12 protein-coding genes and 2 tRNA genes are annotated in these 14,538 nt (G+C 63.9%); 10 read left to right on the top strand and 4 right to left on the bottom strand.

Going from position 1 to position 14,538, the window contains the following annotated elements:
* Positions 1 to 139: 139 nt before the first annotated feature.
* Positions 140 to 601, bottom strand: a complete 462-nt coding sequence (locus HMPREF2807_RS12635) for a DIP1984 family protein (RefSeq protein WP_049154842.1) — start codon at positions 599 to 601, stop codon at positions 140 to 142.
* 264 nt (positions 602 to 865) lie between these two features.
* Positions 866 to 2,275 carry a C4-dicarboxylate transporter DcuC gene (gene dcuC / locus HMPREF2807_RS12630; protein WP_070513401.1) on the bottom strand — a complete coding sequence of 470 codons (1,410 nt, stop codon included), beginning with the start codon at positions 2,273 to 2,275 and terminating at the stop codon, positions 866 to 868.
* Positions 2,276 to 2,364: 89 nt separating this feature from the next.
* On the opposite strand from dcuC, the gene HMPREF2807_RS12625 reads away from it, so the two are divergent.
* From HMPREF2807_RS12625 to HMPREF2807_RS12595, 7 genes are read left to right on the top strand one after another with little or no spacing between them, the layout of a single operon-like run.
* Entirely contained in the window at positions 2,365 to 3,384 is a 1,020-nt protein-coding gene (locus HMPREF2807_RS12625; RefSeq protein WP_175974027.1) for an o-succinylbenzoate synthase, read from the top strand.
* A 48-nt stretch (positions 3,385 to 3,432) separates the two neighbouring features.
* Positions 3,433 to 5,784 carry an ATP-binding cassette domain-containing protein gene (locus HMPREF2807_RS12620; RefSeq protein ID WP_070513399.1) on the top strand — a complete coding sequence of 784 codons (2,352 nt, stop codon included), beginning with the start codon at positions 3,433 to 3,435 and terminating at the stop codon, positions 5,782 to 5,784.
* A 10-nt stretch (positions 5,785 to 5,794) separates the two neighbouring features.
* Positions 5,795 to 6,409, top strand: a complete 615-nt coding sequence (locus HMPREF2807_RS12615) for a hypothetical protein (RefSeq protein ID WP_070513395.1) — start codon at positions 5,795 to 5,797, stop codon at positions 6,407 to 6,409.
* Positions 6,402 to 8,090: a 2-succinyl-5-enolpyruvyl-6-hydroxy-3-cyclohexene-1-carboxylic-acid synthase gene (menD, locus tag HMPREF2807_RS12610; RefSeq protein ID WP_070513392.1), complete on the top strand. Its 1,689-nt coding sequence runs from the start codon at positions 6,402 to 6,404 to the stop codon at positions 8,088 to 8,090. Before HMPREF2807_RS12615 ends, menD begins: the two co-directional genes overlap by 8 nt.
* Entirely contained in the window at positions 8,091 to 8,534 is a 444-nt protein-coding gene (locus HMPREF2807_RS12605) for a DUF3592 domain-containing protein (protein WP_049154838.1), read from the top strand.
* Between the two features lie 8 nt (positions 8,535 to 8,542).
* Positions 8,543 to 9,742 carry a glycosyltransferase family 4 protein gene (locus HMPREF2807_RS12600; RefSeq protein WP_070513501.1) on the top strand — a complete coding sequence of 400 codons (1,200 nt, stop codon included), beginning with the start codon at positions 8,543 to 8,545 and terminating at the stop codon, positions 9,740 to 9,742.
* Positions 9,743 to 9,753: 11 nt separating this feature from the next.
* Entirely contained in the window at positions 9,754 to 10,443 is a 690-nt protein-coding gene (locus tag HMPREF2807_RS12595) for a demethylmenaquinone methyltransferase (protein WP_070513498.1), read from the top strand.
* A 47-nt stretch (positions 10,444 to 10,490) separates the two neighbouring features.
* On the opposite strand, the gene HMPREF2807_RS12590 is transcribed toward HMPREF2807_RS12595, so the two are convergent.
* Positions 10,491 to 11,729 (bottom strand): geranylgeranyl reductase family protein, encoded by a 1,239-nt coding sequence (locus HMPREF2807_RS12590; protein WP_070513390.1) that lies wholly within the window; start codon positions 11,727 to 11,729, stop codon positions 10,491 to 10,493.
* Between the two features lie 93 nt (positions 11,730 to 11,822).
* Here HMPREF2807_RS12590 and HMPREF2807_RS12585 point away from each other — a divergent pair, with 93 nt between their 5' ends.
* Together HMPREF2807_RS12585 and HMPREF2807_RS12580 are read left to right on the top strand one after the other, a co-directional pair.
* Positions 11,823 to 12,827: a polyprenyl synthetase family protein gene (locus HMPREF2807_RS12585; protein ID WP_046647769.1), complete on the top strand. Its 1,005-nt coding sequence runs from the start codon at positions 11,823 to 11,825 to the stop codon at positions 12,825 to 12,827.
* A gap of 76 nt (positions 12,828 to 12,903) precedes the next feature.
* Positions 12,904 to 12,985 (top strand) — tRNA-Tyr (locus tag HMPREF2807_RS12580).
* 92 nt (positions 12,986 to 13,077) lie between these two features.
* Here HMPREF2807_RS12580 and HMPREF2807_RS12575 read toward each other — a convergent pair.
* Complete coding sequence (locus tag HMPREF2807_RS12575) at positions 13,078 to 14,199, bottom strand: glutathione S-transferase C-terminal domain-containing protein (protein WP_070513387.1); 1,122 nt, start codon at positions 14,197 to 14,199, stop codon at positions 13,078 to 13,080.
* A 244-nt stretch (positions 14,200 to 14,443) separates the two neighbouring features.
* Between HMPREF2807_RS12575 and HMPREF2807_RS12570 the strand changes: the two genes are divergently transcribed.
* Positions 14,444 to 14,519, top strand: a tRNA-Thr gene (locus HMPREF2807_RS12570).
* The last annotated feature ends 19 nt before the right edge of the window (positions 14,520 to 14,538 follow it).

The raw sequence follows: 14,538 nt of genomic DNA, 5'->3' as shown, positions 1-14,538 counted from the left end.
TTTTCCCTGCCCAGAAGGGGTGCGCTCGCTGCGAAAAGTGTGGGCTACCGTCGCGCGCGTGGCGCGCGACATGACGTGCCGCAAAAATGCGACACAAAGCGAAAGCGCCGCAAGAATGCGGCACAACTAGCGGCAGACCTTATTTAGTTATCAGTTCCGTATTCCAGTTTAGCTGCTGGATGCGGGTATCCAGTTCGCGGTACTGGCGGGCCAGATCGTCGGCGCGCTCGCGCAGCTTCGGCACGGGCACGGTGGCCACGAACTTGATCTCCGAGCGGGAGTAGCGGTCCTGGCGCGCACCCGCGCGCTCGGCCAATCCCTGGTAGATGCGGCGCTTGCGCAGCAGACCATCACGCAGCGCCAGCGCTTCCATGAGCGTGATCTCATCGTCGAACGCGGTGGCCGTGTTCGTGGCGTTGATGGCGATGACGAGCTCGTCGATGCGCTTGGTCACGCCCTCGAGTTCGCGGAGGAGATCCGTGGGGTTCTCATCCGGTTCGTCGCCTTCCTGTATGCGGACCGTCGCCGCGAGGCGGTCACTCAGCGAGTTGAGGCGCTCCTGCGCCTGGGCGCGCTCGGCCAAGGCTTCAGCAAGTAGCATGGTTGCTCCTTCACCCTTGATGGGATTCATTGTCTAAGCAATTGTACGGCAGTCAGTAGGCTCCGCCTTAGAGCCGTGACGGTTCTAACAAATAGGGCCCCAAAACTTCGATGATCTGGGGCCTTATTTGATCGTTGTGTACGTTGCGCACGGTTGGTTGGTACGTTTTCGTAAATATGCCCGCAGTTTTTCGGATTTGGGGGACCTTATTTACCAAAACGTACCGCAGGCTCCGTGATTAACGTTGAGCCCGCGCGGAAACCGCTACCCAATAAACATGAACGCAAACAGCGTGTTGAGCACCGTCGCCACGATCATGGGTACAGAGGTGCGCTTGACCAGTTGGATGGGGTTGACCTTGATAGCGCCGGAGACAATGAGCACCGCGGCGTTGACCGGGGAGACCTGGCGCATCAGGTTGGAGGTACCCCAGATGGCGGTGAGCATCTGCGGGGCGTGGATGGAGGTCTGCGAAGCCAGATTGGGCACCACCTCAGAGAAGGCGAAGTAGGGCGCGGTACCGGAACCGGTGAGTGCGGCCATCGCGGCGGTGGCAGCGACGAAGACGAGGACGATGAGGACGGCGGCGCCGGAGGAGCCCTCGGCGGCGTCGATGAGCATGTCGATGACACCCATCTGCGTAATACCCTCCACCAGGACAGCAGCAGCCACCAGCAGGGCCACGACGCCCGCAGCACCTTCGCCCATGCCCTTGAAGAAGCTGGAGATGGAATCCACAGCACCGGTGACGGTGCGCTTGCGGATGGACTCGATGATCATCGCGATGAACAGGGAGACCACGGTCACCGGGAGGATGCCGCCCTCAAAGGGGATGACACCCAAACGGTTAAGAATGGCGGAGATAATGATGAGCAGCAACGGCATGAGCGGGAGCACGGCGTAGTAACCCGGCAGGGAGGCTGCGCGGGCGATGGCTTCCTCGGTAGCGTCATCGTGCATCGAATCGGCGCTGATCTCGCCGGAGCTTTCCGCCTTGCGGGCATCCGCCTTGTCGCAGTGGCGTTGCCACCACATGTGTACGAAGGCCGTGATGAGGAGCGTGGGCACCGTGGCGTAGGCAACGGCGCCGTAGACGAACTCGGTTGGCGTCATGTTGGTGAGATCGGCGCCCTGAATGAGGCCGGCCTCAAGCGGTGTGGGGACGATGGTGGAGGAGGTTACCACGATGGCGCCCACGGTCAGGGGCGTCAGGCCCGCGGCGATGAGCGCTGGCAGGAGAGTGGCCACGAGCAATAGGGATAGCGCTGCGGCCGAGGGGATCACCAGCGAGAGCAGCGTGCCCAGGATGAAGCCCACCGGAACCAGCCAGTAGGAGCCTTTGAAGCGCTTGAGCGGTGCGGAGAGCACCACGACCGTCTTGGCGTCCGCACCGATGTGCCGCATATAGGACACGAAGCCGAAGAGCACCATGATCGCCATGCCGATGCCGGAGAAGCGTGCTTTGAATAGCGCGTCCACGACGAGCAGCTGGTCATAGAAGGCATTGCCCGTGGCTTCGATTTCGGTGGTGCGGAAATCCGCGCGCCCGGTGAGAGCGGCGAGCATGAGCAGGACTACGCCAACGGCGAAGATGGAGGCCGCGGCGTGGACTTTCTTATAGATGAGATAGACAACTGCGGCGATGGCCAGCAGTGCGATGAGAAGGTAAAGCATCTGAGGATCCTTCTTCTGGTTATATCCACTTACCGTTATAACCTAACACCGGCTATGACAGGTGTCGCGCTGAGCCCCCCACACGTACGATGAACCTCATGCATATTGATGACGTCCTCGACCGCGCCCACGTGGTATCCCTTCCACTCGCCGTGAAATTCCGCGGCATTACTACCCGGGAGGCGCTGCTTATCGACGGCCCCGCGGGTTGGGGCGAGTTCGCCCCCTTCCTGGAGTACGGGGCGGAGGAATCCGCCCGCTGGCTCGCCGCCGGACTGGAGGCGGCTTACGAGGGCTTTCCGACACCCGTGCGCGAGTGGGTAGAAGTCAACGGCACTATCCCCGCGGTCCCCGCCGAGCAGGTGCCCGAGGTCATGGCGCGCTACCCCGGTTGCCGCACCTTCAAGATCAAGGTGGCGGAGAAAGGGCAGAGCTTGGAGGATGACATCACCCGCGTGGCTGCCGTCCGCGCCCATATCGAAGCTCAGGGCCGCGTGCCGGTTCTGCGTGTCGACGCCAACTGTGGATGGAGCGTCGAAGAAGCTGTTACAGCGGCAAAGGAAATGATGCCGCTGGATTACATGGAGCAGCCGTGCCAGACCGTGGAGGAGCTCAAGGAGGTGCGCACCCAGCTCATGCGCGCCGGGATTTTCGTGCGTGTGGCGGCAGATGAGTCCATCCGCAAGGTCAGCGACCCCTACCGTGTGGCGGAATTGCAGGCGGCGGACGTCGCCGTGGTCAAGCCCGCGCCGCTGGGTGGTGTGCGTAAGGTGCTCGAGGTGGCCTCCCACCTGCGCGAGCGCCACATGGACATCACGGTGGCCTCCGCCCTGGACACCTCGGTGGGCATCTCGATGGGCTTGGCCGCGGTGGCGGCACTGCCGCAGATCTATGACGACGAGGACATCGACGTCACCCCGGCCGCCGCGGGGCTGGCCACGGGGTCGCTGTTCCTGGAGGACGTGACGGAGCCACGCGAGCTTGTCGACGGTTTCTTGCGCGCCGAAGCCCTCGCCCCCGCCCCGGATCGCCTCAGCGCACTGGCGGCACCGGCGGCGCGGCGCGACTGGTGGTTCGAGCGTGTGCGCCAGTGCTGGCCGCACCTTTAAAAATACAGCTCACGGTCCATGTCCGGGGTGCAGCGTAGGCTGGCGGGCATGACCATTTCCGTGAGAGACGCGCACCTGCACAACCTTCGCAACGTCGACGTGGACCTCCCGCGCGGCCAGCTCGTGGCCGTGACCGGGGTGTCCGGCTCCGGCAAGTCCTCTCTTGCCTTCGGCACCATTCATGGCGAAGGGCAGCGCCGCTATCTGGAGTCCGTCGCGCCTTTCGCCCGCCGCCTCATCGCCTCAGCGGTGGACCCGCAGGTCGGCCGCATCGAGGGGCTGCCGCCGACGGTGGCGTTGCAGCAGTCGGCGTCGGCAAGCAGCGCGCGCTCCACGGTGGGCACGATCTCCGCCATGTCCAATTCCGTGCGTCTGCTCTACTCGCGCTGCGGTGACAACCCGGAGGGCCTGTACTCCGATTCCTTTTCACCCAATACCCCGGAGGGCATGTGCCCGGAGTGCCAGGGCACCGGCGTGGTGCATGAGCCCACGGAGGCCTCCATGGTGCCGGACCCCAGCTTGAGCATCGAGGATGGGGCGATTGCCGCCTGGCCCGGGGCCTGGGCGGGCAAGAATTTCCACGACATCCTCCAGGAGCTGGGCTATGACCTGGACTCGCCGTGGGAGCAGCTGCCGAAGAAGGACCGCGAGTGGATCCTCTTCACTGAGGAACGCCCGGTAGTAACCGTCAAGCCGCACCGCGGGGCGGATCAGATCCAGCGCAACTACGAGGGCACGTGGCGCTCCGTGGCTAGCTACCTGACCAAGACTTATGCGGAGACGAAGTCGGATACGCTTCGCGCCCGCGTCTTGAGTTTCATGGAAACCCGCCGCTGCGATGTTTGCGATGGGCGGCGGCTGACGGCGAAGGCGCTCAAGGTGACCTATGCCGGGCTGCCTATCGACCGTTTCAATGCCCTCCCGCTCAGCGAAACCTTCGAGCTCCTCAAAGCCCAGAAACCGCAACCGAATGACGCTGAGGACCTGCTCCTCAAGGCCCTCCTGCCGGCTTTCGAATCGGCCTTGGAACTCGGACTTGGGCACCTCAGCCTGGATAGGCCGACGGACACGCTCTCGGGCGGTGAGGTGCAGCGCCTGCGCCTGGCAGCGCAGCTGCGCTCCGGGCTCTATGGCGTGACCTATGTCCTGGATGAGCCCTCTGCGGGCTTGCATCCGGTGGAGCGGGGCGCGGTGCTCGACATGTGCCGTCGCTTCATCGCGGAGGGCAATTCGGTGCTGCTGGTGGAGCACGATATGGAGCTGGTCAAGCACGCCGATTGGATCGTGGACGTCGGCCCGCTCGCCGGTGAGCGCGGCGGCCAGGTGGTGTACTCGGGTCCTGTTGCTGACTACATTGCGGCCGCGGACTCCGCCGATACCCCGACTGCGCGTGCCTTGGCCCGCCCACGCCCCACGCCCAAGGCCGAAGCGCGCTCGGCTCACGGGGATATCGCGCTGCGCCAGGTGCACTCGCACACCATCGACGGCCTCGACGTGGACTTTGGGCTTGGCCAGTTCACGGCTATTACTGGGCTCTCGGGTTCCGGTAAATCCACGTTGCTGGCCGCGCTTCATGACACGCTCACGGGGCCAGAGTGTCCGGAGCAGGTCAAGCGCGTGGTCTCCATTACCCAAAAGCCAATCGGCCGAACCCCGCGCTCCACGGTGGCGACGTACACCAACCTCTTCGACAATGTCCGCAAGCTCTTCGCCGCCACGCCGGAGGCCAAGAAGAAGAAATGGACGGTCTCGCGCTTTTCCTACAACGTCAAACAGGGCCAGTGCCATACCTGCGGCGGTGCCGGCCAGATCGAGGTCGAGCTGGTTTTCCTGCCCGGCTCCTATACCCAGTGCCCGGACTGCCAGGGACAGCGTTATAACGATGACACCTTGTCCATCCGCTGGCAGGGCCGGACCATCGCGGACATCCTGGACCTCACGGTGGAAGAAGCCCTAGAGGTCTTTGCAGATGAAGCGCCGATCCTCCACGCGCTGCAAACCCTGGAAGCGGTAGGTCTGGGTTACCTGCGCCTAGGCCAGGGTGCACCGGAGCTCTCCGGCGGTGAGGCACAGCGCATCAAGCTCGCCACGGAGCTTCAGCGCTCCCGCAATTCGCACCGGGGCCATACCGTCTACCTGCTGGATGAGCCCACTGTGGGCCTGCACCCGGCCGATATTGACCTGCTCATTACTGAGCTGCACTCGCTGGTGGATGCCTCGCATAGCGTCGTGGTGGCAGACCACGACCGTCACCTCATCGCTGGCGCTGACCGCGTCATCGAGATGGGCCCGGGCTCAGGCGCGGAGGGCGGACAGATCGTGGCGGATGGTACACCGGCTCAGGTTGCGGCGGGTGAGACGCCCACCGGCCGGGTGCTAAGTGGCGCGGGTGCACGATAAGGTAAATCCCATGACCAACAACAACGGCGACAACGAGACGCGGCAGTTCGGCCGCGTCAACGGTGAGAACGAAACCCGCCAGTTCGGCGCGCCCCAGCAGCAGCCGCCACAGCGTCCCCAACAGCACTTCCCGGAGCCTGGCTCCCAGAACACGCAGGCTTTCGGCCAGCCTTATCAACAGGGCTATGACCAGAACTATCAGCAGCCGCAGTATGACCCGGTTCCGTCGAGCTACCAGGTGGAGGAGCCGAAGAAGGGTGGGGGAGCCCTGTCCTATGTCTTCGCGGCCATCGCCGCTATCGCCGTCGTTTTCGCCGGCGTGCTGTTCTTCCTCTGGTGCGGTGCGGCCGCGGATGCCAACAAACCCGCCCCGGAGCCGGTCACCGAGACCGTGACCACCGAAGTCCCCACTACGGTGACCACCACGAAGGAATCTCCGCGGGATCGCCTCCCCACTGAGATTCCTACTGAGCTGCCACCGGAGGTCCCGACGGAGCTGCCGCCGAGCATCCAAGATCAGCTGGATCAGGGCGGGTCTGACCTAGAGAGCTTGCTCAACGATCTCTTCGGTGAATTAGAGTCGGGCAACGGTGAGCCCGGTGCGGGCGGTGCAGAGAATGCCTAATACGCCTAATACACAGCCCGCGGAGTCTTCGCAGCCGGAGTCGATGCAGCTGGCTGAAGCACTAGCAGCTCAGCTCTCGCGGCACCTCACCGACGTCGTCCTCTGCCCCGGCTCACGCAACGCGCCGCTGTCTCTGGCGCTGCTCGCGCGCAGCGATATTCGCGTGCATACCCGCCTCGATGAGCGCTCCGCTGCCTTCGCTGCCCTCGGCCTCGCCCGCGTCCAGCGCCGGCACGTCGGTATCGTCATGACCTCCGGCACCGCGGTGGCCAACGCCTTGCCCGCGATGGTGGAGGCGCATTACTCGCATACCCCGCTGGCCGTCATCAGCGCGGACCGCCCGGCCCGCCTGGTGGGCACGGGGGCCTCTCAGACCATCGAGCAGCCAGGCATCTTCGGCGTGTACGCAGAGACCACCCAGGTGGAGAGCACGGGTGATATCCCGCGCGTCGCTGAGCGCTTTTTGAATGACCGCCAGGTGCACATCAACGTGGCTCTCGATGCCCCGCTGGTAGGGGAGGAACTGCCCGGAACCCCGACGGATTACACGCAGCACCGCGCGCGTACCCCGCGGTGGTCGAATCACGGTGAGGTGGCCGTTGATCTCAGCCGCAACACGCTCGTCATCGCGGGCGATGAGGCCTGGGAAGTCGAAGGCCTAGAGGATGTCCCCACCATCGCCGAGCCCACGGCACCCGCGCCCTATCACCCGGTGCACCCGGCCGCGGCCCACCTGTTCCGCCGCGCTCAGGTGTCCGCCAATGACTACGTGGTTAACACCAAGGTGGAGCAGGTCATCGTCGTGGGCCACCCCACCCTGCACCGCGGTGTGCTGGCACTGCTGAGTGATCCCGATATTGACCTCATCTGCCTGTCCCGCACGGAAGATTTCACCAACCCGCGCGGTGAGGCCGCGCAGCTGGGTACCACCGTCAAAACCAGCGGCGAGCCCACGCGCGAGTGGATGAAGATCTGCGAAGGCGCGGCACAGATGGCGGCCGACGGCGTTCGCGAAGTCCTAGCGGAGACCGCCGGTGAGGATGCCACGAAGCCCGAGATCGGCTTTACCGGCCTCCACGTCGCCGCCGCGGTGGGGGATACCCTGGCCGTCGGCGATACCCTTGTCCTGGGCGCCTCCAACGCGGTGCGGGATGCTTCCTTCATCGGCTTGCCCTTCGACGGGGTGGAGACCTACTCCCCGCGCGGGGCTGCCGGCATCGACGGCACCATCGCGCAGGCCATCGGTATCGCGCTGGCTACCCAGTCCCGTGAGGCTGATGCGCCCCGCGCCCCACGCATAGTGGCGCTCATGGGGGATGTCACCTTCCTCCACGACGCCACCTCGCTCATCCTCCCCGAGGACAACCCGCGTCCGGAGAACCTCACCATCGTCGTCTCAAACGACGACGGCGGCGGCATCTTCGAGGTGCTGGAACAAGGCCGCGAACCTTTGCGCGACTCCTTCGAGAAGGCGTTTGGAACGCCGCATGGGGTGGGCGTCGCCAAGCTGGCGGAAGCTTGCGGTGCTGAGCACCGAGAGGTGAGCTCGGCGCAGGAGCTGCTCGACGTTTTAGCAGAACTCAAGGAATACTCCACCGCCATCACCGTCGTGGAGGCGCATACCACGAGGTCCTCGCGCCGCGCGCTGCAGGAGGCGCTGAACGCCAAGGTAGGCCAGTAAATGCCGCGGCGCCGGGTACGCCAGCTGATCCTGGTGCTGTATGCCGCGGCATTAGTGGGCATGGCGGGAATGGTCATCGGCCCTTTCTTGAACGACCGCACCATCAACGCCAACCCCGGGCGCGCCCTGGCCACGGTGACGGATGTCGGCACCTTGCGCACCTTCGTGGATTTCCAGGATGCCGAAGGTATCTACCACACCCCACCCACCGGGCTGCTTTATCCCACCGGGCTAGGGGAAGGCCAGCAGGTCTGGGTGCTCTACGCCAAAAGCAACCCGGACTTGGTCAAGGTAGAAGGCCGCGAATGGACCCTGTCCATCATTCCGGCGCTGTCTTCGGCAGCCGTCGCTACCCTGTTAGCGGGTGCCCTGTGGTGGGCAAGCGGGAAAATTAACCGGAATTTAGCACGTGCTTTACCAACCGAGCACTCAGGAAAGGAATGATGGGGCGCATGCGTGTAGCCATCGTCGCGGAATCCTTCTTGCCTAACGTCAATGGAGTGACCAACTCCGTGCTGCGTGTCCTCGAGCACCTCCACGAGCACGGCCACGAAGCCATCGTCATCGCCCCCGGTGCCCGCAAGGGCCAAGAGGAGATCCCCGACTACCTCGGGTTCACCATCGTGCGCGTGCCCACCGTGCGCGTGCCGCTGGTGGATTCGCTCCCGGTCGGCGTTCCTACGTCTGCCGTGGACGAGGCGCTGCGCGAGTTCAAGCCGGACATCATCCACTTGGCCAGCCCCTTCGTTCTGGGCGCTGCGGGTGCCTTCTCTGCACGTCAGTTGCGCATTCCGGCAGTGGCGCTGTACCAGACCGACGTCGCGGGATTCGCCACCAAGTACCACGCCTCCGCGCTGGCCTATGGGGTGTGGGAGTGGCTGCGCACCATCCACAATGCGTGCCAGATGACCCTCGCGCCGTCCTCACTCACCATCGCCGATTTGGAGAAGCACCACATCAAGAACGTGCGCCACTGGGGCCGCGGCGTGGATTCCGAGCGCTTCCACCCCTCGAAGCGCTCGGAGGTGCTGCGCCGCGAGTGGGATCCCACAGGAAGCAAGAAGATCGTCGGCTTCGTCGGCCGTCTGGCGGCGGAGAAGGGCGTACACCGCCTGTCGGCCCTAAACGGTCGCGAGGATATCCAGCTCGTCATCGTTGGCGATGGCCCTGAGCGCCCGTTGCTGGAAGCGCAGCTGCCGAGTGCAGCCTTTACTGGAGCACTTGGCGGTGAGGAACTCGCTGCGGCTTATGCCTCCCTCGATGTCTTCGTCCACGCCGGCGAGTTTGAGACTTTCTGCCAGGCCATTCAGGAGGCGCAGGCTTCCGGTGTGCCGACCATCGGTCCGCGAGCGGGCGGCCCAGTGGACCTCATTGAGGAGGGCTATAACGGGCTGCTTCTCGACGTTTCAACGTTCGTCGAAGACCTCCCCAACGCCGTCGATGCGCTGCTTAATCCGGAGATCCACGAGGAACTGCGCGCCAATGCTCGCGAGTCCATCTCGACGAAGACATGGCCTGCGTTGTGCGAGCAGCTGCTGGGCTACTACGAAGAGGTCTTGGAGGATGTCCGCGAGGTACCCCTGACCATCTTGGGCCAGCGCCCAGAGCTGCCGCGTTGGGCCGCTCGCGCTCTTGGTGCACGCGTAGCCTAGACTTGGCTTTTGTGTCTAAGGCAGATCTGGATAAAAAGCCCTTCGATGTCGCGCGCATGTTTGACGCGGTGGGCAAGAAGTATGACATCACCAACACGGTGCTGTCCTTTGGCCAGGACGCGCGCTGGCGCCGTCTGACCCGCGAGCGGCTCAACCTTAAGCCGGGGGAGAAGGTTCTTGACCTCGCCGCCGGTACCGCGGTGTCCACCGTGGAGCTAGCTAAGTCTGGTGCGTGGTGCGTGGCCTGTGACTTCTCGCGCGGCATGCTCGCGGCCGGTAAGGACCGTGACGTGCCTAAGGTGGCCGGCGATGGCATGCGCCTGCCTTTTGCCGATAACACCTTTGATGCAGTGACCATCTCCTATGGCCTGCGCAATATCCACGACTTCGAGCTGGGCCTGCGGGAGATGGCGCGCGTGACCAAACCCGGCGGGCGCCTGGCAGTAGCGGAGTTTTCAAAGCCGGTTATCCCGGTCTTTGGCACCGTCTACAAGGAATACCTGACCCGCTTGCTGCCGCCGATTGCCAAGGTGGTCTCCTCCAACCCGGAGGCCTATATCTACCTCGCAGAATCCATCCGTGCGTGGCCGGAGCAGCACGAGCTGGCCGCCGCCATTAACCGCAACGGCTGGGAACAAGCAGGCTGGCGCAACCTGACCTTCGGCATCGTGGCGCTGCACTCCGCAGTGAAGCCCGCCTAGGGGCCTAAGCCCAATGGGCTTAGGCCGAAAGGTAAAACCCAAAGGCCTTAAGCCCAAAGAGGCGTATCGCGCCGCAGCGCAGAGACCGCCCCGCCGGCCAGCCGCCAGGCGCGGGCAAGCAGATCCTTGTCCTCCTCGGTGATGAGGTTGCCCATGAGGCGCGCTGCGGCCGGCATGAGCATGCGGCCCACCGGCCCACGCATGGCCACAGGTCCGGCCAGCGGCAGGAATTGTGGGTAGGTCAGCAGGCGCGCGGCGGTGCGGGCAAGTAGGAAGGCCTCGCCATACTCGGCGCGTAGCCGGTCTGGCCACGCCAAGGTGAGGTCCTTGGTGCCGAGCATCTCCACGGCGAGCGCCGCCGTTTCCAAGCCATAGTCGATGCCCTCGCCGTTGAGCGGGTTGACGCAGGCCGCAGCGTCACCGATGAGCATCCAGTTCGCGCCGGCAACTCCAGACACCGCACCGCCCATGGGCAGCATCGCCGAGGTGACGTTACGCAGCTCGCCCAGACCCCATTCCGAACGCTGCTGCTCAGCGTAGAAATCCAGCGCCTTCTTCGTGTTGAGGCGGGCCGGGCGGGCGGCCGTAGAGAGCGCGCCCAAGCCGATATTGACCCCCTGGCCCAGCGGAAAGATCCAGCCATAGCCCGGCTGCACCACGCCCTCGGGGTCCTTGAGCTCAACGTGGGAGTGCATCCATTCCTCGCCGTCCTGCGGTGAATCGGCATAAGCGCGTGCAGCAATGCCATAGACCTCCTCGCGGTGCCAGGTGCGGCCCAACTGCTTGCCAAATGTCGAGCGCACGCCGTCGGCCACGATGACCCACCGGGCGCGCACGCGGCGCTTGCCGACGGAGAACTCGACCAGCCGGTTGCCGTCCAGCTCCGGCTGCGTTGCCGTGCCGGTTATAAGCTGCGCGCCGACGTCTCGGGCGGCGTCAACCAGCAGCGCGTCGAATTCATAGCGCGGCAGCGCCGTGCCTTCGTGCGAGGGGTAGGCCTCAGGCCACGGAGCGGTCACGGTGCCGCCGAAGCCGTGTAGCTTGAGCCCGCGGTTGCGGTAGGACGCGTTGACCTCGATGCCGAGGAGCTCCAACTGGTGCATGGCGCGCGGGGTCAGTCCATCGCCGCAGGTCTTGTCGCGGGGGAAGGGGGAGGCGTCGACAAGCAGCGTCTCATGGCCGGCGCGTGCGGCGTGGATAGCGGCGGCAGCGCCGGCGGGCCCGGCGCCTACGATGGCGACGTCAACAAGGGTGGAATCGATCTGCTCCGACATGGGGACTATCATTGCACGGGATAGTGGCCACAAGTGTGTTGAGGGCCGTGCCATGGGCTACGGTAAGTAAACACTAGGATTTTTGAGCTTAAAGGAACACGTTTAATGTCACACGGCCAAACTCACGCCAAGCACGTGGACTTGGGGGATGCGCAGCTCACCGAGCGTATCAACGCCGGGATGGCTGCTGTAGAGGACCTGCTGAATACGGAGCTCGACCGCGGGCAGGACTTCATTAAAGACAAGGTGCGCCACCTCTCCCTGGCCGGGGGCAAGCGTTTCCGCCCGATGATGGCGTTGCTGGCTTCCGAGTTTGGTGAACGCTCGCAATCGCCCGAGGTGATTAAGGCGGCCACCGTGGTGGAAATGGTCCACGTGGCCACGCTCTACCACGACGATGTCATGGATGAGGCGGAGCGCCGCCGCGGCGTGGATTCCGCGAACTTTCGGTGGACCAACTCGGTGGCCATTCTGGCGGGCGATGCACTGCTCGCGCACGCCTCGCGGCTGATGAGCCAGCTGGATACCCACACGGTGGAGCACTTCGCGGAGACTTTCGAGGAGCTCGTCACCGGCCAGATGCGGGAAACCATCGGTGCTGGCGAAGCCAATGCCGTGGAGCACTACACGGCGGTGATCCGGGAAAAGACCGCGGTGCTGATCGCGTCCGCCGGCTACCTGGGTGCCTACCACGCGGGTGCGGGCCCGGAGCAGTGCGAGGCCCTGCGCCAAATCGGTGCGGCCGTGGGCATGATCTTCCAGATCGTCGACGATGTCATCGACATCTTCTCCGACTCCGAGGAATCCGGGAAGACCCCGGGCACGGACTTGCGCGAGGGTGTGTTCACCCTGCCGGTGCTCTATGCCCTGGAGGAGGAAGGCGAGGTTGGCGATGAGCTGCGCGCGCTGCTGACGGGCCCGCTTGAGGACGACGCCTCCGTACAGCGCGCCATCGAGCTGCTGTGGCAGTCGGGCGGCCGCGATAAGGCGCTGGCCGACGTTAACGCGTACCTGCGCGTGGTCGAGGACCAGCTCTCCCTGCTCCCGGAGTGCACGGCTAGTGAGGCTCTGCGCCAGCTGGCGGACTATACCGTTCAGCGCGTTGGTTAAAATACCCTCCTGCCTGGCGATTTGCATGTTGGGCGGGAGTTCGTAGTAAAGTACATAACCGCACTCAAGAGTGCTTGCCAGGTTGCCCGAGCGGCCAAAGGGAGCGGACTGTAAATCCGCCGGCATTGCCTTCAGAAGTTCGAATCTTCTACCTGGCACAAAATGAATCCCGCAGACACATCAGATGGGTCTGCGGGATTTTTCGATCATCCGGCGGCCCCGGCCCGGCGCAGGGCGGGGTTAAGCGCGGCTAATCCAAGCTGAACAGCTCTCGCTGAAAGTCCGTGGGGTTCTTCAACCGCTCACCCTCAGACAACGGCCCCGGCAGGGTAGTGCCTTCGGCGAATGGTGCACCCGGCAGATGATCGCGGCCGTGAGGCTGGGCCAACCCAGACAGATCCGGACCGGCCGGCACGATTTGGGTGGGATTAATTTCGCGGTGGACGATGTGGTAGTGCTGCTTGATCTCCGTGAAGTCGGTGGTATCGCCGAAGCCCGGGGTCTGGAAGAGTTCGCGCAGGTAGCCGTAGACATTCGGCATCTCGCTGATTTTGTTCCGGTTCGTCTTGAAGTGGCCGTGGTAGACGGCATCAAAGCGGATCAGGGTGGTGTATGCCCGGATATCGGTCTCGGTGATGTGCTCACCCATGATGAACCGGCGGTGGGCTAGTCGCTCTTCCAGCCAATCGAGGACCTCAAAGACATCCGCATAGGCCTCTTCGTAAGCCTCCTGTGATGCGGAGAAGCCTGCGCGATAGACGCCGTTGTTGAATTTTCTGAAGATGAAGTCGTTGATCTCATCCATCTCTTCCTGCTGCTCGGCCGGCGGCAGCAGGTTGGGCGCGCCTTCTCGCTGGTACTCGGTCCACTCGGTTTGGAAGTCTCGCACCATGGAGTTGAAATCATTGGTCACGACTTTGCCGCTGGATTCCTCCACGATGGCTGGCACCGTGATGCCTCGCGGGTAGTCAGGGAAGCGTGCGAAATACGCATCCTGCAGGCGGGGGATGCGCAGGACTGGGTCGAGCCCGTCGGGGTCGAGATCAAAAGTCCAGGAGCGCTTGTCGTGGGTCGGGCCCGCCAGGCCTAGGGAGATGACATCCTCCAGCCCCATCAAGCGACGGACGATGACCGCGCGGTGTGCCCACGGGCAAGCGCGCGCGGCGATGAGACGGTAGCGGTGGGGCTGCACCGGCCAGTCCAAAGTCTCGCCACTGCCACTCACGGAGGGCTGTGGATTGTCACCAGTGACTGACGCGAGGATGCGGTCACCGATGTAGTTGGTGTCTCGCTTGAATTCGCCGTCCGTCGAGGCATTCTGGGCGTCGCCGGCCCAGTCCTTCGGTGTCTGTTTCTGGGTACCAGAGCTCATGTGTCCTCCCTAGAGCAAATAAAGTATTTGATACGTCAACAATAGCTGGATTTGGCGCGCCTGGAGTGGGGGTGGTCTACCGCGAGAGTGGTGCAAGGGTGATGCGTGTGAGTTTAGGTGCCTGAAAAGTGCGCAAAAACCATTGTCGTACTGGCGATTTGTGTTGTTTAAGCGTTTCGGGTTAATCTTTTCAAGGCTTCAACGAGAGCACAGCGGAAGAAACTCCGTGACTCAAAGAGGCTGTGCCCCCTTAGCTCAGTCGGCAGAGCGTTTCCATGGTAAGGAAAAGGTCGACAGTTCGATTCTGTCAGGGGGCTCCATTCATGTTTCTGGAAGCTT

The sequence above is a fragment of the Corynebacterium sp. HMSC074A09 genome, assembly GCF_001811545.1.
GTDB lineage: Bacteria > Actinomycetota > Actinomycetes > Mycobacteriales > Mycobacteriaceae > Corynebacterium > Corynebacterium hiratae.
Note: the sequence above shows the minus strand (reverse complement) of the source record. Positions and strands in the feature narration are given on the sequence as shown.